22 protein-coding genes and 1 tRNA gene are annotated in these 23,909 nt (G+C 34.7%); 14 read left to right on the top strand and 9 right to left on the bottom strand.

Annotation, left to right across the window (positions count from 1 at the left end; all coding sequences use genetic code 11):
* The first annotated feature begins 1 nt into the window (after window position 1).
* From G7050_RS07895 to G7050_RS07840, 12 genes are all read left to right on the top strand, one after another.
* Window positions 2-757 carry a succinate dehydrogenase/fumarate reductase iron-sulfur subunit gene (locus G7050_RS07895; RefSeq protein WP_166113613.1) on the top strand — a complete coding sequence of 252 codons (756 nt, stop codon included), beginning with the start codon at window positions 2-4 and terminating at the stop codon, window positions 755-757.
* 116 nt (window positions 758-873) lie between these two features.
* Window positions 874-1,461, top strand: coding sequence for a Crp/Fnr family transcriptional regulator (locus tag G7050_RS07890; RefSeq protein WP_255499278.1), 588 nt, complete (start codon window positions 874-876; stop codon window positions 1,459-1,461).
* A gap of 80 nt (window positions 1,462-1,541) precedes the next feature.
* Entirely contained in the window at window positions 1,542-2,129 is a 588-nt protein-coding gene (locus G7050_RS07885; RefSeq protein WP_166113611.1) for a hypothetical protein, read from the top strand.
* 271 nt (window positions 2,130-2,400) lie between these two features.
* A complete protein-coding gene (gene ilvD, locus G7050_RS07880) occupies window positions 2,401-4,230 on the top strand; it encodes a dihydroxy-acid dehydratase (RefSeq protein WP_166113609.1) in 1,830 nt (609 codons plus the stop codon).
* Window positions 4,231-4,242: 12 nt separating this feature from the next.
* Window positions 4,243-5,232, top strand: a complete 990-nt coding sequence (locus G7050_RS07875) for a zinc-binding dehydrogenase (protein WP_166113607.1) — start codon at window positions 4,243-4,245, stop codon at window positions 5,230-5,232.
* Window positions 5,233-5,242: 10 nt separating this feature from the next.
* Window positions 5,243-6,943, top strand: coding sequence for a biosynthetic-type acetolactate synthase large subunit (gene ilvB, locus G7050_RS07870; protein WP_185154959.1), 1,701 nt, complete (start codon window positions 5,243-5,245; stop codon window positions 6,941-6,943).
* Window position 6,944: 1 nt separating this feature from the next.
* Entirely contained in the window at window positions 6,945-7,613 is a 669-nt protein-coding gene (locus tag G7050_RS07865) for a trans-aconitate 2-methyltransferase (protein ID WP_166113603.1), read from the top strand.
* A 3-nt stretch (window positions 7,614-7,616) separates the two neighbouring features.
* Window positions 7,617-8,135, top strand: a complete 519-nt coding sequence (locus G7050_RS07860; protein ID WP_166113601.1) for a hypothetical protein — start codon at window positions 7,617-7,619, stop codon at window positions 8,133-8,135.
* A 19-nt stretch (window positions 8,136-8,154) separates the two neighbouring features.
* On the top strand, window positions 8,155-8,697 hold the full coding sequence (gene ilvN / locus G7050_RS07855; protein WP_166113598.1) for an acetolactate synthase small subunit: 543 nt from the start codon (window positions 8,155-8,157) through the stop codon (window positions 8,695-8,697).
* 22 nt (window positions 8,698-8,719) lie between these two features.
* Window positions 8,720-9,451 (top strand): acyl-[acyl-carrier-protein] thioesterase, encoded by a 732-nt coding sequence (locus tag G7050_RS07850; RefSeq protein ID WP_166113594.1) that lies wholly within the window; start codon window positions 8,720-8,722, stop codon window positions 9,449-9,451.
* Between the two features lie 65 nt (window positions 9,452-9,516).
* Window positions 9,517-10,563 (top strand): ketol-acid reductoisomerase, encoded by a 1,047-nt coding sequence (ilvC, locus tag G7050_RS07845; protein ID WP_166113592.1) that lies wholly within the window; start codon window positions 9,517-9,519, stop codon window positions 10,561-10,563.
* 153 nt (window positions 10,564-10,716) lie between these two features.
* Window positions 10,717-10,790 (top strand) — tRNA-Ile (locus tag G7050_RS07840).
* Window positions 10,791-10,973: 183 nt separating this feature from the next.
* Here G7050_RS07840 and G7050_RS07835 read toward each other — a convergent pair.
* The 8 genes from G7050_RS07835 to G7050_RS07800 all read right to left on the bottom strand — a co-directional run bounded on the left by G7050_RS07835 (window position 10,974) and on the right by G7050_RS07800 (window position 19,525).
* Entirely contained in the window at window positions 10,974-13,289 is a 2,316-nt protein-coding gene (locus G7050_RS07835; RefSeq protein WP_166113590.1) for a TonB-dependent receptor, read from the bottom strand.
* Between the two features lie 26 nt (window positions 13,290-13,315).
* Window positions 13,316-15,511 carry a peptidase domain-containing ABC transporter gene (locus G7050_RS07830; RefSeq protein WP_166113588.1) on the bottom strand — a complete coding sequence of 732 codons (2,196 nt, stop codon included), beginning with the start codon at window positions 15,509-15,511 and terminating at the stop codon, window positions 13,316-13,318.
* Between the two features lie 26 nt (window positions 15,512-15,537).
* A complete protein-coding gene (locus G7050_RS07825; RefSeq protein ID WP_255499301.1) occupies window positions 15,538-16,575 on the bottom strand; it encodes a radical SAM/SPASM domain-containing protein in 1,038 nt (345 codons plus the stop codon).
* A gap of 373 nt (window positions 16,576-16,948) precedes the next feature.
* Window positions 16,949-17,119, bottom strand: coding sequence for a hypothetical protein (locus G7050_RS07820; protein WP_166113584.1), 171 nt, complete (start codon window positions 17,117-17,119; stop codon window positions 16,949-16,951).
* A gap of 157 nt (window positions 17,120-17,276) precedes the next feature.
* The gene (locus tag G7050_RS07815; RefSeq protein ID WP_166113584.1) at window positions 17,277-17,447 is read right to left on the bottom strand and encodes a hypothetical protein; all 171 of its coding nucleotides are present in this window, start codon (window positions 17,445-17,447) and stop codon (window positions 17,277-17,279) included.
* A gap of 158 nt (window positions 17,448-17,605) precedes the next feature.
* Window positions 17,606-17,776, bottom strand: coding sequence for a hypothetical protein (locus G7050_RS07810; RefSeq protein ID WP_166113584.1), 171 nt, complete (start codon window positions 17,774-17,776; stop codon window positions 17,606-17,608).
* Window positions 17,777-18,045: 269 nt separating this feature from the next.
* The gene (locus G7050_RS07805; protein ID WP_166113582.1) at window positions 18,046-19,278 is read right to left on the bottom strand and encodes a DUF6625 family protein; all 1,233 of its coding nucleotides are present in this window, start codon (window positions 19,276-19,278) and stop codon (window positions 18,046-18,048) included.
* A 94-nt stretch (window positions 19,279-19,372) separates the two neighbouring features.
* A complete protein-coding gene (locus tag G7050_RS07800; RefSeq protein WP_166113580.1) occupies window positions 19,373-19,525 on the bottom strand; it encodes a hypothetical protein in 153 nt (50 codons plus the stop codon).
* Window positions 19,526-19,934: 409 nt separating this feature from the next.
* On the opposite strand from G7050_RS07800, the gene G7050_RS07795 reads away from it, so the two are divergent.
* Window positions 19,935-21,263 (top strand): sensor histidine kinase KdpD, encoded by a 1,329-nt coding sequence (locus tag G7050_RS07795; RefSeq protein ID WP_166113578.1) that lies wholly within the window; start codon window positions 19,935-19,937, stop codon window positions 21,261-21,263.
* A complete protein-coding gene (locus G7050_RS07790) occupies window positions 21,235-21,936 on the top strand; it encodes a response regulator transcription factor (RefSeq protein WP_166113576.1) in 702 nt (233 codons plus the stop codon). The genes G7050_RS07795 and G7050_RS07790 overlap by 29 nt, the downstream gene beginning before the upstream one ends.
* A 466-nt stretch (window positions 21,937-22,402) precedes the next feature.
* Here the strand turns inward: G7050_RS07790 and G7050_RS17910 are convergent, their stop codons facing one another.
* Window positions 22,403-22,591 (bottom strand): ATP-binding protein, encoded by a 189-nt coding sequence (locus G7050_RS17910; RefSeq protein WP_255499277.1) that lies wholly within the window; start codon window positions 22,589-22,591, stop codon window positions 22,403-22,405.
* Between the last annotated feature and the right edge of the window lie 1,318 nt (window positions 22,592-23,909).

Here is a 23,909-nt window from a genome sequence, read left to right as displayed (position 1 = left end):
AATGGATAAGACAATAAATATAACATTAAAAGTTTGGCGTCAAAGAGGTCCTAAGGAAAAAGGAGCTTTTGAATCATACAAATTGGACGGAATATCGGTAGACACTTCTTTTCTTGAAATGTTAGACATTCAAAACGAAATACTTATCAACCAAGGAAAAGAGCCTATCGTATTTGACCACGATTGTCGCGAAGGTATTTGTGGTATGTGTAGCTTATATATCAACGGACACCCTCACGGACCGGACGAAGATATCACTACATGCCAATTACACATGCGTAAATTTAAAGATGGCGAAACTATCACAATCGAGCCTTGGCGTTCAGCAGGATTTCCTGTTATCCGTGACTTGATCGTAGACCGTACTGCTTTCGATAAAATTATTCAGGCAGGTGGATATACTTCAATCAACGCAGGTGGTGCACAGGATGCTAATGCAATTCCAATTTCGAAAGAAGATGCAGACGAGGCTATGGACTCGGCATCATGCATCGGTTGTGGAGCTTGCGTAGCAGCTTGTAAAAACGGATCGGCAATGCTATTCCTTTCGGCTAAAGTAAGTCAGCTTGCTTTATTACCACAAGGACGTGTAGAAGCTGCAAAACGTGCTAAAGCAATGGTGTCTAAAATGGATGAATTAGGCTTCGGTAACTGTACCAATACAGGTGCTTGTGAAGTTGAATGTCCTAAAAACATCTCGATCAGCAATATCGCTCGTTTGAATCGTGAATTTATCACAGCTAAATTTAAAGATTGATAAATATCTTAAGATATAATTCTATAAAAACGGCTACTTTATAAGTAGCCGTTTTTTGTTTGTAGTATATTTATTATATTCGTTATCAGAAACAAACTCAGATAAATAAAAATATTTTGCAAAACGCTATTAGCATACAAGAATATATTAATTCGATTATCTCACTGGAAGATAATCAATGGGAATTAGTATTAGAAGTACTAAAAAGCAAAGTATTAGCTAAAGATACTCATCTACTAAAAGAAGGAGAAGTATCTGACTCTATTGCTTTTATAAGTAGTGGAGCTCTTATTTATTATAAAGATCTCGAAAATGGCGATCAAATGACTACTGATTTTGCCTTCGAAGGTGATTGGGTAACCGATAACTACAGTCGATTGAATAATTGCCCTTCACTAATAAATATCAAAACTATAGAAGAATCTCAATTATACATTCTAAAGAATAGAGACTTAACAGAACTTTATAAGAAGATTCCCTCCTTAGAGAAATTAGGAAGAGAAGTGACTGAACGTTTCTTCTTAAAAATGGTGGAACACAATATTGATCTACAAACACTATCTGCTAAAGATCGCTATCTTAAACTACTAAAGAATCATCCGGAGATATTTCAACGAATCCCCCAATACCATATAGCTAACTACTTAGGCATAGCTGCCAAATCGCTGAGTAGGATTAGAGGTGAAATCTTCAATAAAGACTAATTTGGTAACAAATGTGGATTAATTGATCTTCATTCTATTCTGACCTTTGCAGAAACAATAAATGCAAATTTCCGAATAAAATGAAAAAGAAATTATTCTCTTTAATGATGCTGGTAAGCATAGCAACCATGGTGTTTTCACAAGATCAGTCGACAATAATAAAGCCTCGCAGTTATGAGGTAAAACAAGCTTTTGAGGTCGAAAGCCTTGTTCCCATGTTCTTTACTGGAGGATATCACTTCGCCATTGGATATAGATACGATAAGTTTAGAGTACGTGCAAGCGTAATAAACGGAGGAAGCTATAATGCGGAAACTGCAGGCATAAATAATCACTCTGATGACTTTAAACGTTTTTACAAAACATCACCCGGAATCTTTTTAGGATATAACGTTTGGAAGAATCTTGAGCTTTACGGGTTTGCCGAATTCCATACTTTCAGTATACAACAAAGAAGTACCAGAATAGAAAAAGACATACATACTGTTGACCTTGGAGGTGGTGTAGGTTATCAGTTCTTCATTGGACGTTATTTTTATATACAACCCGCCTTACATATTTATTGCAGAAAAGACCATAGTTTAGACTTTGAAGGTACTAAATATAATATTTCTAATATTGATTTTTCTCCTGTACTCCGTTTGGGAGTAAGACTTTGGAGTAAATAGAGATTCTTATTTTTTAAAGCAATGAATAAAATATACAGGCAAAAAGCTTGTAAATAAAAAAACATTTATATCTTTGTGAAATACACAGTATCATTATTTATGTCAAATTGTATTTTACATGTCCTCATTCTTGATATTCTGCTCGTCGGACAGAGTAAATGAGGAAGGTATGTATAACGATAATCGTGTACTAAAATAGCTAAATGTAATCACTAGATATAAACCTTTCTCATTAGATGAGAAAGGTTTTTTTTATCAAAAAACTATCAAGATGGCAATAGAATTAAGAAGTTCTACCAGCACACAAGGCAGAAGAATGGCAGGAGCCAGAGCTCTTTGGAGAGCAAACGGTATGAAAGAGGAACAGTTGGGTAAACCAATCATTGCGGTGGTGAACTCGTTTACTCAGTTCGTACCCGGGCATATGCATCTACATAATATAGGTCAACAAGTAAAAGCGGAAATCGAAGCATTGGGTTGCTTTGCAGCCGAATTCAATACAATAGCCATTGACGATGGTATTGCAATGGGACACGATGGAATGCTTTACTCCCTACCTTCTCGTGATTTGATTGCAGACAGCATCGAATACATGGTAAATGCCCACAAAGCGGATGCAATGGTATGTATAAGCAACTGCGACAAAATCACTCCCGGAATGCTAATGGCAGCCATGCGATTGAATATCCCGACCATTTTTGTATCGGGAGGTCCAATGGAGGCAGGAGAGCTAGATAACAAACATCTCGACTTGATAGATGCCATGATAAAAGCAGCAGACAGCAATGTTTCGGATAAAGAAGTATCAGCTATCGAACGTGCCGCTTGTCCCACTTGCGGATCATGCTCAGGAATGTTTACTGCAAACTCAATGAACTGTTTGAACGAAGCTATAGGTTTGGCATTACCCGGAAACGGAACTATTCTTGCCACCCATGCAAACCGCTTGAAACTGTTTCAGGATGCAGCTAAAATGATTGTTGCAAGCACTTACAAATACTATCGAGATGGTGACGACACTGTACTTCCCCGTACAATAGCTACAAAACAAGCCTTCCTCAATTCAATGACTTTGGATATAGCCATGGGAGGTTCTACCAATACAATACTTCACTTACTAGCAATAGCTCACGAAGCTGAAGTAGACTTCACAATGACCGATATAGACCAACTTTCGAGAAAGACTCCATGTCTTTGTAAAGTAGCACCCAATACCGATAAATACCACATACAGGATGTAAACAGAGCCGGTGGTATATTAGGTATCATGGGAGAATTGGCTAAAGCCAGTTTAATAGATACTTCTCTACCTCGCGTAGATGGTCTTACTCTTCAACAAGCAATCGACAAATACGATATAACATCTGCAAATCCATCGGCTGAAGCTCTTGAGCTTTATAAATCGGCTCCCGGAAATAAACCCAATTTAGTAATGGGGTCGCAAACCAACATGTATAAAGAAGTTGATAGCGACAGGGCAAACGGATGTATCCGTGATTATGAGCATGCATATACCAAAGATGGCGGCTTGGCTATTCTGAAAGGAAACATCGCTTTAGATGGTTGTGTGGTTAAAACTGCAGGTGTTGACGAAAGTATATTCAAATTTTCGGGCACTGCCAAAGTATTTCATTCTCAGGATGAAGCTTGTGATGGAATTTTGAGAGACAAAGTTAAAGCAGGAGACGTAGTAGTTATCACATACGAAGGCCCAAAAGGAGGTCCCGGTATGCAGGAAATGCTCTACCCTACTTCATACATAAAATCAAAACATTTAGGAAAAGAATGTGCTTTGATTACCGATGGTCGTTTTTCAGGAGGTACTTCAGGACTTTCGATAGGTCACGTATCACCCGAAGCCGCAGCAGGCGGAGCAATCGGTCTGATAAAAGATGGTGATATTATAGAAATAGATATCCCCAACCGATCTATCAATGTAAAAGTATCGGATGCTGAGTTAGAAAAACGCCGTCAAGAAGAACTTGCTAAAGGCAATGAAGCATTCAAACCCAACCGTGTAAGAAATATATCTAAAGCCTTAAAAGCATACGCAAGTATGGTAAGTTCGGCTGATTTAGGTGCGGTCAGATTGATAGACTAAAACATCCGAAAGATGGAGACAAAAGCTAAATTTTGGTGTTGGCAAAAGAAAGGTGAACCAACTGATCTTATTCTCAAAGAAAAGGAGATAAGAGAAATTGGGGATAACGAAGTCCTTATTCAGAACAGTGTAATAGGACTAAATCCTGTCGACTGGAAATTAATAGAATGGGGACATCCTGCATGGAGTTCCGATTCAGTTCCCGGCGTTGACGGAATGGGAGTTATTCTCAAAGTTGGACGAAACATGACTCACTTGCGTATAGGCAGCAGAGTATGTTATCATACCGATCTTTCGAAAGACGGCAGTTTCAGTACACATACAATTGTTTCAGGGAATGCACTTATGTATGTTCCCGACAAATTGAGTGATACAGCAGCAGCGTCTTTTCCCTGCCCATCACTTACAGCTTGGCAAGCTCTCCAAAAGATACCAAATATAGCAGGTAAAAAAGTTTTAGTAAGCGGTGCAGGCGGATCAGTGGGATATTTCCTCACTCAATTATTACTCGAAGCCAATGCACGAGTCTATGTTACAGCAAGCGAGAAACACCATGCTGAATTCCTCAAAATGGGTGTTATACAAGCTATAGATTATAAAGATAATAACTGGAAAAGAACGATAAAGAATCATTTGAATGGAGATTCATTTGAAGCCATAATCGATACTGTAAGTGGAGAGCATGCAACAGGAATGGCTTCTCTAATCGGATACTACGGACATTTGGTAGCTATCCAAGATCGAGTCGGGCAGTCTCCTTTACCTGCATTCACCACCTGTATATCGCTACACGAAGTAGCGTTAGGGGCATTTCATAAATACGGATCGCCTCAACAGATATCAGAACTGATGCAGCAAGGAGAATTACTCCTCCATAAAATAGCGAGCGGAACCCTCAGAATAAGGGATAACAAAGTCGAAACATTCGATAACCTCGCCAAGCATTTAGCTGAAATGAAAGCTAATAATATTCAAACAAAGTACTTAATTAAAGTTTCATAAGCATTTACTAATCATGAGTGAAAAAATAACAGGAAGTGAAGCTCTTATACGGTCATTGATAAATGAAGGCGTAGACACTATCTTCGGATATCCCGGAGGAGCTATTATGCCCGTATTTGATGCTATATACGATTATAAAGACAAGGTAGACCATATATTAGTTCGTCACGAACAAGGAGCAACCCATGCCGCACAAGGTTATGCACGTACTTCGGGAAAAGTTGGAGTAGCATTTGTTACCTCAGGACCCGGTGCTACAAATGCCATAACCGGCATAACCGATGCAATGATGGACAGCACCCCTATGGTAGTTATTGCCGGACAGGTAGCCTCTACCCTATTGGGCAGTGATGCGTTTCAGGAAGCCGATGTGGTAGGTATTTCACAGCCTGTAACCAAATGGGCTCATCAGGTAAGATGTGCAGAAGACATTCCTGCGGCAGTAGCACGTGCGTTTTATATCGCAGCATCCGGTCGTCCGGGTCCCGTATTACTAGACATCACCAAAGATGCGCAGTTCGGAAAAATAGAATACGAATATAAAAAAGCCACCTTCATCAGAAGCTATATTCCTAAACCCGAAATAAATCCAGAAGAAATAAAAGCTGCTGCAGAACTAATCAGCAACGCTAAAAAACCTCTGGCATTAGTTGGGCAAGGTGTAGTACTTGGATCTGCAGAAGAAGAACTTAAAGCTTTTCTTGAAAAATCGGGAATACCTACTGCACTTACAGTATTAGGACTATCAGCTATTCCTTCCGATCATCCGCTTAATGTTGGAATGTTGGGAATGCACGGTAATATTGGTCCTAATCTGAAAACAAACGAGTGTGATGTACTTATTGCCATCGGAATGCGTTTTGACGATCGTGTAACAGGTGATCTGAATACGTATGCCAAGCAAGCTAAAGTTATTCATTTTGACATAGACCCTGCCGAAATAGATAAGAACGTAAAAACTACTGTTCGGGTATTAGGCGATGTAAAAGAATCTCTGGCAGAAGTAGCCAAGTTAATTGATACGACCACTCATGCAGACTGGCTGGCAGAATTCAGATCATGTGAAGAGAAGGAATATAACGTTGTCATCAAAGACGAATTGTTTCCGACTTCGGGTAGTTTGAAAATGGGTGAAGTAATCCACAAAGTTTCAGAAGCCACAAATGATGATGCCGTACTAGTTACCGACGTAGGTCAGCACCAAATGATGGCTGTTCGTTATTTCAAATACAAACAATCACGCAGTGTGGTTACATCAGGTGGTCTTGGTACTATGGGATTCGGATTACCGGCAGCCATTGGAGCCAAAATAGGTGCTCCTAACCGTACAGTCTGTTTATTTGTGGGTGACGGTGGTATTCAAATGACCATACAGGAATTAGGAACCATTATGCAGTACGATGTGGATGTAAAAATCATTATCCTGAATAATCATTTCTTAGGGATGGTGCGTCAATGGCAGGAACTGTTCTTTAGCGAAAGATATTCCGAGACCACAATGAAGAATCCAAACTTCTGTATGATTGCCAATGCTTACAATATTAAATCTAAGATTGTAGACAAACGCGAAGAATTGGATGATGCTATTGCCGAAATGATAAATCACAAAGGTTCCTACCTTTTAGATGTACAGGTAGAAGCCAAAGGAATGGTATATCCGATGATTCCTTCGGGAACTTGCGTTACAAACATATTATTAGGAAACGAATAAGATGACCGTAGAATCACAATTCAATTCGATTGCCCAACTCTACGATAAGCAGAGACCATCTCTGATTCCCTGCTTATCGGATTTTTATGGAGTAGCCATTGATAATCTTAATTTATCGATAACTTCTCCCGAAATTCTGGATTTAGGAGCAGGCACCGGATTATTTTCTGAATTTGTTCTACAAAAATATCCGAATGCAAAGATCACTCTTGTCGATTTGTCGCGAAAAATGTTAGATGTTGCTAAAAAAAGATTTTCGTCAAATAAAAATATCAACATAATCCAACAGGATTTTACTACTTTTAAGGGCGAAAAACTATACGATGCTGTAATCTCATCTCTAGCCATTCATCATTTAGAAGACCAAGCGAAAGCCGAGTTATATAACACAATTTTCAGCCTTCTGAAGCCTGAGGGAATATTTATTAACGCAGAACAAGTTGCCGGAGAAAGTGAGTATTTCAGTCGATTATATGATAAGAAATGGCGTGAAAAGGTCGAAGCCAGTGATTTAAACAGAGAGGATATTGACGCATCTTACGAAAGGATAAAGCTAGATAAAAGGACTCCCGTTTCAACCCAGATAAAATGGTTAAGAGATGCAGGGTTTAAAGAAGTCGATTGCTTGTACAAATACTATGACTTTGCAGTTCTTTATGGTCGAAAGTAATTTATGAAGAAGATATTATTAATAATAATACTGATTGCCATAACTATGGCCGGATGCAAGAAATCTACTAAAGAGGAGAGTTCGAAATCTCAGGCGAAAATGGAGTATTATTATATAGAAACTGTAGGCTTTGACAAAGATCTGGAAGCAATGTTCAAAAAAGAAGTTTGTAATAAATACAGTTCATTTTATGTGAATGATGTATTCAAATTACAAGATACAAAACCGATATTGAACGATTCAAACCTCTATATATTTAAATATTTAGATGCAAATACCCTTCCGGATAGTAATTTTGTTGATAATCTTCACAAATTGCGAATCAGTTATTACAAAAGCGATACTTTAACCAATAACAAATACACCGTTGAAGTATTTAAGTCGGAAAGTGCGGGAAAATGGTTACGAGTTCGCAATATGGGAGAGATGAAGCTCTATTATGAATCGAGCGATACCATATTAAGTTCGGAGAAATTGTGCGAAAGAATGCAACAGTCATTATTTATAGGTATGTGGAAATAAATTTTAATCAATTGAAGTTATGGAAGATAAAACATTATATACCGTTACAATATTTTCGGAAAATACAGTGGGGCTGTTAAGTCAGGTAACCAGTGTATTTACACGCCGCCAATTAAATATCGAAACACTTTCGGTATCTCCTTCGGCAATTAAGGGAATCCATAAATTTACAATTACAGTATATTCTAACAGAGAAGATATTGTAAAGGTAGTTAAACAAATAGATAAGCGTGTAGATGTACTGAAATCGTACTTCAATACAGACGAAGAACTAATACATCAGGAAATTGCCTTATATAAACTTTCGACGCCTGATTTCTTAAAAATAGGATCAGCAGAAGCTCTTATCCGGAAATTTCATGCTCAAATTTTGGAAATCAACGAAAATTGTGTGGTTATTCAAAAAACAGGACATTACGCTGAGACTCAAGCTTTATTTGAAGAATTAAGTGAAATGATCGGTGTACTTCAATTCATCCGTTCCGGACGGGTTGCTATTACAACCTCAAAGATCGAACGATTAAGTGACATGCTACAGGAGCGTGAAAAAAAGAATTCATAAGCTTTCATCTTAAAATATACACATGTCACCTAAAGAAGGAATATATACATATACAATTGATGCCTACCTCACCGATTTCAGGGGAAAAGCCACATTGCCGATGCTGGGAGGTTTCTTGCTGCAAGCTGCAACAAGACATGCCGAGGAACGAAATTTTGGCTACTCTTTTATGACCGATCAACAGCGAGCATGGGTATTGATGCGTATGACTATTGAATTATCCGAATATCCGCGCAATGACACTACCATTAAGTTGCATACATGGGTGTCGGATATCAATAAATTATTTTCTGAAAGATGCTTTGCTTTCGAAGATCAGGAAGGTAATTATATTGGTTATGCACGGTCAATGTGGGCATCTATTGATCTTGAAACAAGACGTCCAACCAATATTCTCGACTTACAAAGAATGGTTGAACTCAAATCGGACAGAGTTTGCCCTATTCCAAGTGCAGCTAAAATACCATCGATCAAAGACGTTGAGTTTACAACATCCTTTACTGTAAAGTACAGCGATATTGATATAAACGAACATCTGAACAGCATGAAATATATAGAACACTTTATAGATGTATTCCCTCTGGAAATGTTTCAGGAGAAAGAAATTAAAACCTTCGAAATTAACTATATTGCAGAAGGTCAATATGGGACAACTCTTGATATCTTACAAAGCAAAACGGAACTGAATAAATCTGTTTTAGAAATGAAGCATCATGACAAAACAATTTGCTTAGCCAGAGTTACTTGGCAATAAGGTTGCAAACCTTTATATATCAGATTAATTAATAATACTATTTACATATATAACAAAAAAAGAAAATGGCAGAAATGAATTTTGGAGGAGTAGTAGAGCAAGTTGCTACTCGTGAAGAATTTCCTTTGGAAAAAGCAAGAGAAGTATTAAAAAACGAAATAATCGCTGTAATCGGTTATGGAGTTCAAGGTCCGGGTCAAGCATTGAATCTTCGTGACAATGGTTTCAATGTAATCATCGGTCAACGTAAAGGTGGTAAAACTTGGGAAAAAGCTATCGCTGACGGTTGGGTACCGGGTGAAACTCTTTTTGATATAGAAGAAGCTGCTGAAAAAGGTACTATTATTCAATATCTTTTATCAGATGCAGCTCAAATCGAAGTGTGGCCTCGTATTAAACCATATTTGACAGCAGGTAAAGCATTGTATTTCTCTCACGGATTTGGTATTACATACAAAGAACGTACAAATATTATCCCTCCTGCTGATATTGATGTAATTCTTGTTGCTCCTAAAGGTTCGGGAACAAGCCTTCGTCGTATGTTCTTAGAAGGACGTGGTTTGAACTCAAGTTACGCTATCTTCCAAGATGCTACAGGACGTGCTAAAGAACGTGTAATCGCTCTAGGTATTGGTGTAGGTTCGGGATATTTATTCGAAACAGATTTCAAACGTGAAGTATATTCTGACCTTACAGGAGAACGTGGTACTCTAATGGGTGCTATACAAGGTATTCTTTTGGCTCAGTACGAAGTTCTACGTGAGAATGGACATAGCCCTTCGGAGGCATTCAATGAGACCGTAGAAGAGCTTACACAATCATTGATGCCTCTTTTCGCTGAAAATGGTATGGACTGGATGTATGCAAACTGTTCTACAACTGCACAACGTGGTGCTTTAGACTGGATGGGACCTTTTCATGATGCAACTAAACCTGTATTCGCTAAATTATATGCAGAGGTAGCTTGTGGAAACGAAGCTCAACGTTCTATCGACACAAATTCAAAACCAGACTACCGTGAAGGTCTTGAGAAAGAACTACAAGCTCTTCGTGAAAGCGAAATGTGGCGTACTGGTGCTGTTGTAAGAAAGCTTAGACCAGAAAACAACTAATCTCTGATTAGCCTTATAATACTGAAAACCTGCATATATCGTGCAGGTTTTCTTTTTTTCGTTAATTTAGGTGATGCTTTTTCGTCTCAATACTTGCATATATAAACAAAAAGCAGTAATATTGCATCCGATTTCGAGAGAACATCTCAATCAGGTCCTATAGCTCAGTTGGTTAGAGCATCTGACTCATAATCAGGGGGTCCCTGGTTCAAGCCCAGGTGGGACCACTTAAGAACTAAGCAGTTAAGCATTTTTCGCTTAACTGCTTCTTTATTTGCACCATAAATTTGCACACATTCTTAAAATGTAATAATCAAAGATCTACTTTACATATAACAAGTAATAATTTGATGAATCGGTTATCCCGAACAAGACATATTCAATCAAAAAAAAACCTCGTTATCAACAACTTAATCAATCCCCCGAATACCCGTATCTCTATCCGAATTATTTAAAGATTTACTTACAGACTGATATTTCTTCCCGAAAGACACATCCCAAGAGAAACGCAGGAATAGCATATGTCCATTGTCAGGAATATATGTCCATGAATTCTCTGTTCTTATTTTTGAAAGATTCTTATATCCTGCACTCCATTCACTCTTGAATGGATAACTCATCCCTGCTCCAAATCTAAACGCTCTATATCTATAACCGAGATCTATTGATTGCCAATCTTCTCCATAACTAATAATTTCGCCCCACAAACTACTTGTCCTAAAATTGATTGCAAAGTTTAAATCAAATTTCTTATAAGATGCATTGGTATTAATATTGCCCCAATAAGCGGTATGGTAGTGTGAATAAGTACTACTCTGACTATGAAAACGATCTACACCTCCAGTTACTCCAATACTCCAAATATCTTTTATGAGCTGGATCTTCATATTAGCAAAAACACCATACTTTACTAGATTATTTTGATTGGCATATGTATTTATATACATATCATTCTCTAGATATGTGACATCCATAATAGGACTGTCAAAATAATTATACCTGAAATTCAGATTCGCACTGATATTATTCCGACTAAAACTCAAAGTTAAGATATTATTATATAAATTATAAGGCCGCAAGTTTGGATTTCCTCTACTTATTTGTATACTATCGACTCTTTGGTCTACACCATTGAGTTGCCCTAGAGATGGAGCTTGAGATTCAATTGAAAAGTTATATCGTATAGCTAAGTTATCTTTTGCTTTGTATGCTAATTGCAACGATGGTCTAAATGCATAAAAAGTAAATCCATTTTTTGCTTCATTAAACCATATACGAGTAATACCTACGCCTAATGAATAATTGAACTTCTGAATTGTTCCTTGCAGTTGGGAAAATAAATATGTATTTGTATTACGCAGATTCATCTTCTCCGCTGTCGCCTGTATAATCGTATTCTCTATATATCCCTGTGTATGGTTAATCCCTGTGCTAAAACCTAATTTATCATTAAACTGGTTCTCATAAACAACTTCTGTTATTAAAGAATATTTATTTCCCTTATCCCTATTGCTTATATCTACGAATATTACTTCGTCATCATATTCTTTATAATCCCTCTTATTATTTGTTTTAATATAGGTACCTACAATATTTGTCATTAATGATTGTTTTTTTGATAGATTATATTTGAAAAACAGATCAAGTGTAGGACTGTAACGTGAATTTCTATTTAAGGTATTATTAAAAGTAGTCAATCCTGTATTAGAATAATAAGACCTACTCCTATAATTGTTATTTACATTTAGAATTTCATTTCTAAATTCAACATTCAACAGATATTTATCCGAAGATCTCAAATTGTATGAAAAGTTGACATTATGAGTCTGATAATTGAATGGAGTTTTTATTCCATCTTGCTGACGATAAAAAGAATCGTCAGGATTATTAAATTCTGTTTTTCGATTTATGAAGCGATCTTTATAATCACGATAACTGAGATAGTATAAAGCTCCAAACTGTGAATCTTTATAGTTCATTTTTGTTACGACCAGATTATCACCAAATCCAACAAATGGAGCATTCATAAGATCGGTCATAACATAGCCCCCAGTTTTTTTTTGCTTCAGAATAACATCAATAATAACTGTAGCATCCTCACCTCCAAAGCGTGCTCCGAGAGCATTATAGGTTTCAACACGCAGAACGTCATCGGCCTTTACTCCCATTAACTCAACAGAGCTAACTCTAACCCCATTAATCCTAATTTGTACACTTCCTCCGTCGGTAGCAATAACAGTTCTATTGACTGGATCAACAGCGATTTCAGGAATTGCCATTTTGTTTAGTAAATCAATTCCTTGCACAGAATTTTTGATCTGAAAATCAGTTGGCAATGTAATTTGTCTGTCAACCTTATTTATTACGCGATCAGCCGTTACTTCTATCTCTTTAAGATTATGTGTATTCTCTTGTAGAACAACAATTCCGATATCACGCTTCTCCATTAATTGAGGAACATTAATATATGTATCTTGATAACCGACATAGCTTACTTTAACAATATAATCGCCTTGGGATGTTGGCGATATTCTAAATTGTCCGTCACTAGTAGAGTTGCCCCCCAATATATATGTTGAATCTTTAGACAGAAGAGATACATTGGCATATTCAATTGGTGTATTTGTTGCATCAATTAAGCTACCCATAACACTAACATGGTCTCTCTGAGAGAATAAATATGACGAATAAACAGTCATAAGAAAATAAAAAAGCATTTTTTTCATACCATTATTGTTTTTCTATAGAATTTCTATGCTAACTCCAATTGATTTCTCACTAATTTAAAATATTCACCTTGGCTTTCAGTCAAAACGCGATGTGTCCCTATTTCTGTAATAATTCCATTATCAATTACCACCACTTGATCTGCAGCTTTTATAGTACTAAACCGATGTGCTATAATTACGACAGTTCTATCTTTAAATAAACTATTCAGGTTCTCAACAATAACTTTTTCTGTATTCGCATCCAAAGCACTAGTAGCCTCGTCTAAAAGGAGTACCTCCGGATCTTTATAAAGTGCCCTTGCTATTAAAATTCGTTGTTTTTGCCCTCCACTTAAATCCACTCCATTTTTTCCAATTTTAGTTTTGTATTTTTGAGGCAACTCCTCTACGAATTCACTTATACACGATATCATTGCAGCATGTCTCACTTTATCCATATCAGGGGACGGGTCTGCCAATGCTATATTCTCGGCAATAGTGCCACTAAATATATAGCCATTCTGCATTACAACTCCGATCTTATCCCTCCATGAATTTTGAATAACCTGATCCATATTTAAATTATCTATATATATATTTCCTGAACTCGGAGAATAAAATCCAAGTATTAGTTTTAGTAAAGTGGTTTTACCACTACCACTTATCCCAACAATCGCTGTAATTTTATTTTTAGGTATAAAAAGACTGATATCTCTCAATATGCAGCGTTTGCCACCACCAGGATACTTAAATGAAACTTGATCGAAAATGATTCCTTTCTCAAGTCTTTCAGGAGGGTTAGTGCATCTATTGAAATCCTCATCTTCTATACTTTGTATTTCACCAACCCTTTCACTTGATAGAGAAACATCCTGCAAGTTTCTTAGAAAATATATAAATCGATCCATTGGAGCACTTAGCTGGGCAGTGATGAATGAGATGCTTAACATTGTACCAATAGTCATACTCCCAGAGATTACCAGATAAGAACAGATAGCTGTTGTGAATAAGTTCTCCAGGCGGCTGAAAAATTGTGGACCAAGAACCTGCCAATAATTTAAATACAAAGAAGATAAAAACGTTTTCGCCTGCTTATCATATATCTCTCGCCATTGACCAACTTTGGTATTCTGAGCATTATTTGCTTTTACCTCAGTCATTTCAGTTATCATTTCATAGACACTTAAATGATTCTCAGCATTTAATGTGACTAATTGATAGTCTAAATGCCTCCTCTTCTTCAGAAATAATGATGCCCAGACAACTCCCATAATACCTAATGATATAACAACAAGAAATATATATAAATTAAAATATATCAAAAGAGCAGAAAATACCACAAGATTGCTAAAAAGGAGGAAAAATTCTATTCCTGCAGAAGTGATAAAATTCTGTATTCTAGTAATATCATCCATCCGGACAACAAAATCACTGTTTTGTTTTTTATCAAACATGGCAATAGGTAATCTGATTATTTTCACCAAATAATCAGTAAACATTTGTATGCTAATTTTAAAATTTGTTTGCATTAAAAATATGGAACTGAAAGAGTTCGATAAAAAATTACTTATTGCAATTATAAATTGTATGATTAATATCCAGCATATTAGTTGAATATTTTTACCAACAACTCCATCATCGACAATTTTTTGAAAAAAGAATGGTAATGTCCAGGAAGTAATCATAGCCACTAAGGCTAGTAACAAAGCTAAACTAAACTTATGTTTATACTCTGATATCTTGTTTCGATACATTCCCCATAGCCCATTTAACCATCCACAACCTGATTCTTTTGAAGCAGCCGATTCTTTATAGAAAAGCGGGCTCGGTTCAAACATCATAGCATACCCTTTATTGTCATTTAGGCTCCATCTATTTATGACATCATCCTCACTTAATTTTATTTTATCAAAACCCGGATCTGCTATATAATAATAATACTTACCTTTCTTCAAGGTGATTTTGTATAAGATGACATAATGAGATGACTTCCAATACAAGATAACAGGAAGATGAATCGTTTTTAGATTCTCTATATCTAGCTTAAGTGCTAATGTGTCTAATCCAATTTTATCCGCTGCATTTTTTAAATCCTCCATTGAGGTACCAACCTTTGTGATGTCACATAATTCTCGGATGGATTGTATAGAATAATCTTTTCCGTAATGTTTGCATATCATTTTCAAACAAGTCGGACCACAATCCTTTTCTTCTAATTGTTTGTAGTATCTAAATTTCATATATTATATCTTTTTGGCAAATAATATTATAGAACTCCTCTTTTTGATTTTAGATTGACAAGCCTGTTCAAATTCATTTCTATTGTTTGATCAATCAGGTTATCATCAAAGTTATAAATACAATACTCGCCTCCGTCTGCCTCTAACCTATGTTGAGAACAACCTCCTTTGCAAACAGGTAATATACGACAGGATAAACATTTCTTATTTAAGACTTTAGCTCTCTCTCTCTTTTCTATTTTGTCTGAATCCCAAACAGGTATACCGCTCTCATCTAAATAACCTACCCTATTAACCGTATCAAAATTTCGAGCTGTACATTTAAAGAGGTCTCCATTAAAATTAACGACTGCACTATTCTGAATATCTGCATAACAGACCTCTTGAACTTTATGCAGCCTTAAATGACTATCGGTTGGTATCTTATTTGCTTCAAACAAATCCATCTGATCTAATAAATTATTATAATTATTTGTGTTATATGCTAACTTACTAGTTTGCCAAACACAGTGAAACGAAGTCACAATATTCTTTCTCTTGTCACATTCTATATTAGTTAAATCAGCTAATATTTTATGGGAATTATTCAACTTGTCTGGAGTATAATTAATTCTTTGAAGGACAACAAAATTATTATTAACTAATGTTGTTATATTCTTTACGATTCTATCATATGAACCTTTTTGCCTAGAGGTGTATCGAACAGAATCATGCTCATCTTTATAACCATCTAATGTTATTTGAAAAAACAAGTCATTAAACTCTTTAAATTTAGAGACCATCTCATCATTTATTAAGAATCCATTAGTAGTAAAACCAATGTTTCCTTTTACCTTATGCATATTGCACAAAAGCTGAAATGTTTTCATTATAGGATAACAAGAATCATAGAAGTATAATAGAGGCTCTCCTCCAAAAAATCTCAAACTAAAAGACTTCATATGTTGATTCTGCTCAAAAATATGCTGAAGATATGCCAATATCTTATTTAGGGTTTGATGATTTATTTTCGAAGATTTTATATGACTCTCATAACAGTACCAACATTTGAAATTACAGTTCATTGTGGGATTTATCGTTAGCACAAAGTGGTCATTATTATTCTCGACCCGATTCAATATATTTATTACTTTATTAACCTCATTGTCCTTACTATCCACCAAAAAACCATTCAAGCACAACTCCTGATATAGAGACGTATAGTTCTTCTCCAACACTGCGAGCTGATTATTTTTCACAGTTGTCTCAATTAATTCTTTAAGAAAAAGATTTATTAACATATACCTTCTTGTAAGAGAATTATATATTGAGAATTTGTCTCCGAATTGGATTATTGAGTTAAATTGACTAAATTTCATATCGTTAAAGTATAATATTATTGAAAAAGATAGAGAGATCTAGAGAGATCTTAAGACCTCTCTAGATTAATACTAATAGTTATTTCCCGGGGCAATATCCGTTACCACCACAAAGGACATAGTTTGTATCACTTCCGGCATACATCTCTTGCAATTCAGAGTTAAGAACTTCGAATCCATTTATTTCCGCAATAGAATTAGATTCATTTTCCAATTGATTTACTAGCTCTGAAATCTTTTTCTTTTCCATAGTTTTTGTTTTTTTTAATTAATTACTTTATTATTAGAGTATAAGTGCTTTGTAAGTATAAGTTCATCATCCCTCATCCTTAGAAAATTATAGTGTTATGAACAGTTAAACTGTTTTAATTTATTAAAGAGACTAAGACATTATACTACAGATGAATTTATTTCCCGGGGCAATATCCGTTACCACCACAAAGGACATAGTTTGTATCACTTCCGGCATACATCTCTTGCAATTCAGAGTTAAGAACTTCGAATCCGTTTATTTCCGCAATAGAATTAGATTCATTTTCCAATTGATTTACTAGCTCTGAAATCTTTTTCTTTTCCATAGTTTTTGTTTTTTTTAATTAATTACTTTATTATTAGAGTATAAGTGCTTTGTAAGTATAAGTTCATCATCCCTCATCCTTAGAAAATATAGTGTTATCTGAACAGTTAAACTGTTTTAATTTATTAAAGAGACTAAGACATTATACTACAGATGAATTTATTTCCCGGGGCAATATCCGTTACCACCACAAAGGACATAGTTTGTATCACTTCCGGCATACATCTCTTGCAATTCAGAGTTAAGAACTTCGAATCCGTTTATTTCCGCAATAGAATTAGACTCATTTTCCAATTGATTTACTAGCTCTGAAATCTTTTTCTTTTCCATAATTTTTGTTTTTTTAATTAATAATTTTATTGATTGATTTAAATCTTTCCTTGTTACTTATAGCTTAAACGTATTAGAACTTTCCTTTAATAAGATTGAACAATAATTCCGGGGAGAAGAGGAGTAAACTATTGTGTCCTCAGTACCCCCACATATATTTGTGGCATCTTCCAGGAGGAGTTCTATTTTATTTAACTGATTATCCTCAGACTCTAAGAATGTCAACATTTCTGAAATTTTTCTTTTTACTTTCATATTATTTTTTCATATTATTTTTTCACGAATAAATCGATCTTCCTATTTAATCCTTTTATCTCCAGAACAAATTTCCCTTCAATATTTTTACCTTTGACTATTGTTCTGAGATCCGGCGTTATAAATACATTACCCCATATATGCCTGAAAATTGCCCCATTATGATGCGAGTGCCGTAGAACTAAATATTCTTTATTTATCAATACTTCATAGATAACAGATAGATGGCTCTTTCTATAATGTCCTATAAAAGCATTATAATTTAGAATTTCATTTTTTTTCTTTAAATAGGAAATCACATCTACTATTTTCTTCCTAAATAGTATTTGAGTCGACCATTTAATTCTATCAAGCTTTAATCTGGCTGTTAACTTCAACCTCTCTACAAATCCAGAGGAAGGACTTGTTATAAAGTTTTCACCAATTTCTATAATATCCGGAAGCTTTTCCCATAATGGGAGATAAAGGTTTTTAATTGATTTCATTGCTATAAAATGATATAGCAATATTTCATATTCATTTTTATAGAATAAAGAACCTTTTTCCCATTTAATATTACCTGGTGTACCTTCGACTACCATAAAGTCGAAAAACACTTTAATATTTCCACTCTCTATTTCTCTTTGGACTACATGCTCCATACTGTCAATATCACAGTCTATATTCAATATGCTATTTTTATTGAATCCTATTTCTAAATGCATATGGTTACATTCGTCAAAACACCAACTCCTTGGACTTTCGTATACTTTCCTATAATCTTTACTTTTTGTAAATAGATTATTTATATATATATTATTCCTAAAAAGCATGAAATAACCAGTTAGAAAATCACGTCTCACACTAATTATATCGTTATTATCTAGTATGGGATCTGTTATAAAGTTCCGAATATTTCCGAAAATCACATCTAAATCCCCATGCCCCCAGAAGTCATATTCGGTCAGTAATTCGTCGAACAACAATCCATATGCCGGCTTAAAATCACATAATTTATATGGGTAGTCTAATGATACAGGAAATCCTAATTTGCATTCAGCCAAAGTCTTGATTTCTGATAAGGACATCTGTACTTGTTTAATATTAGAAGGTAGTAGCTCTTCTATTTTTTCATCGGTGATTAATATGCAGTCTATAGTTGAGTTATATTGCATGCTATGAACAAAATATTTCCAATACCAAGGGAGTTGACCATACCAACATATTACCAAAGCTATTTTATACTTATAAGTTTCTATCTGTTTCATATTATCGAACATTTTAAATGTATACGTAATCAAAGATTTCCTACTTTCACTTAGTTATAATTTATCAATATAAATCCCTATGAATAAAAGTGCTTTAAGAGAGTTTTTCGTCCATCATTAAAAGGGTACATTTGATTTTTTCTTCTTTTACACCAATTTTCTCTTTCCTCCTTACCTCTTTTATTTTATCTATAGCTATCTCACAAAGAGTATCCAAGCTTAAATCGTGTCGATCTTTCCATTCCATAACATGATTCATTTTTGCTTATTATTTGAGATTTCAAATCTAGATTTCTTTAGGAGTAAATTAGGTTATCAGATTGCCATCATTATGTTATTTTTTTGTACAGGGTTAATTATTCACAAAGACCAATTCTCCATCAACAACGACCCAGCGTCCCCCTCCGGTTATCTTTACTAATTCCTTATTTGTCAATATTCTTATTTGAGTATTTGCTAAAAGATTTTTCATTTATTTAAAGTTTAATAGTTTTAACAATTGCTTGCAAATAGCTTTTTGCGCTAAGATCTATTTTGCTTACTTATTTTGATACTGCAAAGTAAAGCTCATCGATTTATTTAATAAGTTATCGAAATCATATATAATGTTATCTAAATGTTATTATATTTGTGAATCAATGATCACGCGCTTTACAATGAAAAATCAGTTTATAAAAATAATTACCTGCATTGCTATTATCTCGATACTCGTACTACAAGGTATTTGGTTATATAATACCTATACTCTTCTTGAAAAAGAACTAGTAGAAAGATTGGATAATGTTTTAAGCCTATCAATTGAAAAAGAAGTTTATTTACGTTTAAAGTCTCCCGGAAAACATAAGGATAATGGGAAAATAGTTGAAGGGGCGCATCCGGAGAATGATCCGGAGACAAATGCATTAGCCTTTCAGGAATTTCTATATTCAGAAGGATCTCCTCTTAATTTCACTCGTTTAGATAGTGTATTTTATAGTATAGCAAATAAAAATGTCGGAAAGATTGACTATTATTTAGAGAAGATTAATAATACAGATAAAACATCAGTGATTATAGAACATGGCATATCCAAAGATGCTAGCCCTATTTTTTATACTAAAACTATGCCAATACGAATGGATAAATCAGAATCTATAAAAGTTGTTGTTATTTCTCCATACAAAATGATATTTGAGAAGATGACCCTTTTACTTATTGGATCAGGCTTAATCGCTATCATTATTGGATATTGTATTTTTCTACAAGTAAAAATCATTATCCGCCAGAATAGAATCGCTGAAATACGAAAAGATTTTACATATGCTATGATTCACGATATGAAAAATCCACTTACAACGATATTAATGGGAGCACAAACCTTAAAAACAGGAAAACTAGATGATAAACCAGATCTAAAAGAGCAATATTTTAATATCCTTGTAGATGAAAGCAATCATCTACTAACACTTTCCAATAGAATATTAACAATTGCAAGATTGGAGCACAATAAAATGAAGCTGACAAAGCAATTAATTGATTTACCCAGAATGATTAACAGCTTAATAGAAAAATTTAATATTGAGCCTCGGAAGTGCATTGATTTTCATACAAACTTTAATAATGTAGAGTATGTTTATGCCGATCCTGAATATTTATCAGAAATTATCAGAAATTTAATTGAAAACTCAATTAAATATTCAAGGGAAACTGTTCGCATTAATATAAGTTCTATTTCTGACGGACAATATACAAAAATAGTAGTCTGGGATAATGGTGTTGGAATATCATTGAAAAATCAGAAAAAGATTTTTGATAAATTTGAGCGTGCTTCCTTCACAAACAGTTCAGCAGGGCCTACAGGCTTTGGCTTAGGACTCAATTATGTTTATAGAGTAATTACAGCCCATGGAGGTGAGGTCATAGTAAATAGTATCCTGGGATCTTTTAGTGAATTTACAATTAGTATACCCAATAAAGATGAAAAAGATAAAGTTACTATTAGTTGAAGATGATATAAATCTTGGCTACATAATAAAAGGAAGCCTAGAAGAAATAATAGGAGGATACGAAATAATTCTAGCTAATAATGGGAAAGACGGTTTAAAAGCCTGGAAGGAGCATAATCCCGAGATTATTGTATCCGATGTAGAGATGCCTATTATGAGTGGATTAGAAATGGTTTGCATTATTCGCCAGTCAGACGTAGAGACTCCAATCGTCTTTGCATCAGCAAGAAACACCTCTAAAGATGTTACTTCTGGTTATAATTCTGGTGTAAATAATTACATAAAAAAGCCATTTCTTCCGGAAGAATTAGATGCCCATATTAAGGCATTGATGAATTTGAGAAATAAAACTAAAACAAAGACTATAACTAAAATATATAATCTGGGTCTTTATACATTTGATCCTGAAAAATATTCACTCGGATATAATTCACAAAAGCAATTACTAACCTCACGTGAATCAGGAATTTTACAGATGCTATGCGAGAACAGAGGAGAACTCGTTAAAAGAGATGATATTCTTCTTAAATTTTGGGGTACAAATGACTACTTTACCTCCAGAAGTTTAGATGTCTTTATTAGTAAAATGAGGCGTTACTTATCAAAAGATACATCTGTTGAAATAAAGACAATAAGAGGTTTGGGACTAATTTTATCATCTACTGGCAATTAATTGATAACTCCTTGGATTTCTGGATAAGTTGCTTTTTAATTGAGAGGTTGACAAATGCATCATAATAAAGTAACCGACATAGAAGCCTTGTCTTAAATATTAAATTATCCCCGCAAAAATTACCTTCAAGAAAAATCATAATATCCTTAATATCACTTTGGTAGAAAAATATTCTACTTTTCCCAAATGCTAACAGATACACTTGTTCATAAAACTCTTTTTCGTACCTCTTATCCAATATTTCCATTCTATTTTTCTCTTTAAAATATTCAGAACAAAGAAAAAGAGATTTTATTAATTCGAATGTTATCATTATGTTATTTAAAGTAAGTTTTTTGTGAAACAATCTCCATTGGCTATTTCTGTAATGCAGAAATATTTATCAAAAACTAGACTCTTTGTCTAAATATCGTTTATAAATTATGGATGATAATTAGTTATGTTTGAAAACATCAATAATGATGAACTATTCGTTCCAATATCTCATCCGCAATTGTTTTTCTCCAATAATATCATACCTCCCTTTGATAGGAATCTGAGAAGTTATGATTGTAGACCTTTTCTCATGCCTATCTTCAATAATATCTAATAAAACAATCCTTGATTGTGAGTCAAAAGGTTGCAGTCGAAAATCATCAAGTATAAGCAGCTCCATCCTATATATCCTTTTAAGATCAGTTAGTATAGTTCCTTACATTTTAGCCAATTAAAGTTGATCCAACGGCTTAGAGGTCGATATATAAAAGACTCGGTAACTCATCTGACAGGCATGATAAACCGATAGCTTTTGCCAAATAACTCTTTCTGATTCCTGTGTTGCTTGGTATAAACAATTCCTTATGTTCTTTGATAAAATCTAGGCTGGCTAACCTATGTATCTGAGTTTTGTCTAATCTCTTTCAATGGAGTAGTCTAACTGTTCCAAGGATGCCTTGTTACGGAAGTTGGATTACTTGAGGACTCTGTCTTCCATTATGTTCTTACGGTCATCCTATTCATTATTCACTAACAGGCTATTAATTGGTTCGGTGTAAGTTTCTTTAATAGATGTCTCTGGATTGGTTTTAAAAGCATCGTACATGCCAAACAAACGCTCCTACTCAACTCTGCAAGCGAAGCTCAGTACACCCGAATAAGATTTACATGGTTGCTCGACATTAGGCTTATACTCAAAAACCTTACCGATGTAATAGCCTATATTTTCCTGTATATCGCTCCTTTCTTGATAAAATTCTCCGTACACCATTCGGTCTGAAACCTGTGTTTTGAAAACACGTGTTCTTCGTACGTAGTATATTGATGTCTTCTGTATGAACGGGTGTGCTAGGCTATCATTCCATAACCCCAATAGACTTCAATCTGCTGTGATGGAAATGGCTTTGGTGCCTTTGACTTATACGTAAAGGCGGACAACTTATTTCACTTTTTGTTTATCTGTTTCTAAACGAAAAGTAACTCATATGCTCGAATATGACAAGTACTTTATTACCTTTTTCAAGGCGGTAGTTTACTTCGGTTCCAAGAGGTCAGTTTACCTAGGCAGAAGGCGGCAGTTTAAATCGAATCTTCCAGCATATTTTGCAAAAAAACAACAGACAAGAAAGACAAAAACCCGAATTTAGGGAAATCGCATGAAATTAATCATCACATAAAGTTTAAACATTTATTTTTCAAAGAGCCAATACACTTTAAAGGAGTCATTTGTATAGAAAATTTGAATTTATAAATACTCGATCTCAATACATAATAGAATTTCGGGTCTATTCTTTTGTTTATCAAAATATCTAATTAGATGAAAAAAATTTGTGCAAAGTATTCATCAAAGATTCTGGGTTTAAGCACTTTGAATTTGAAGAAGTTAACGTTATATGGAAATTAAATCGTTCCCAAGTCATTACCACAGTATCTTAGCGTATTAATAAATTGATGACAAGTTATCAATTAGAGAGATAAAACTAATATCTCAGGTGGAA

Source organism: Dysgonomonas sp. HDW5A (genome assembly GCF_011299555.1).
Taxonomy (GTDB): Bacteria; Bacteroidota; Bacteroidia; order Bacteroidales; family Dysgonomonadaceae; genus Dysgonomonas_A.
This window is presented reverse-complemented; position numbering and strand designations above follow the sequence as displayed.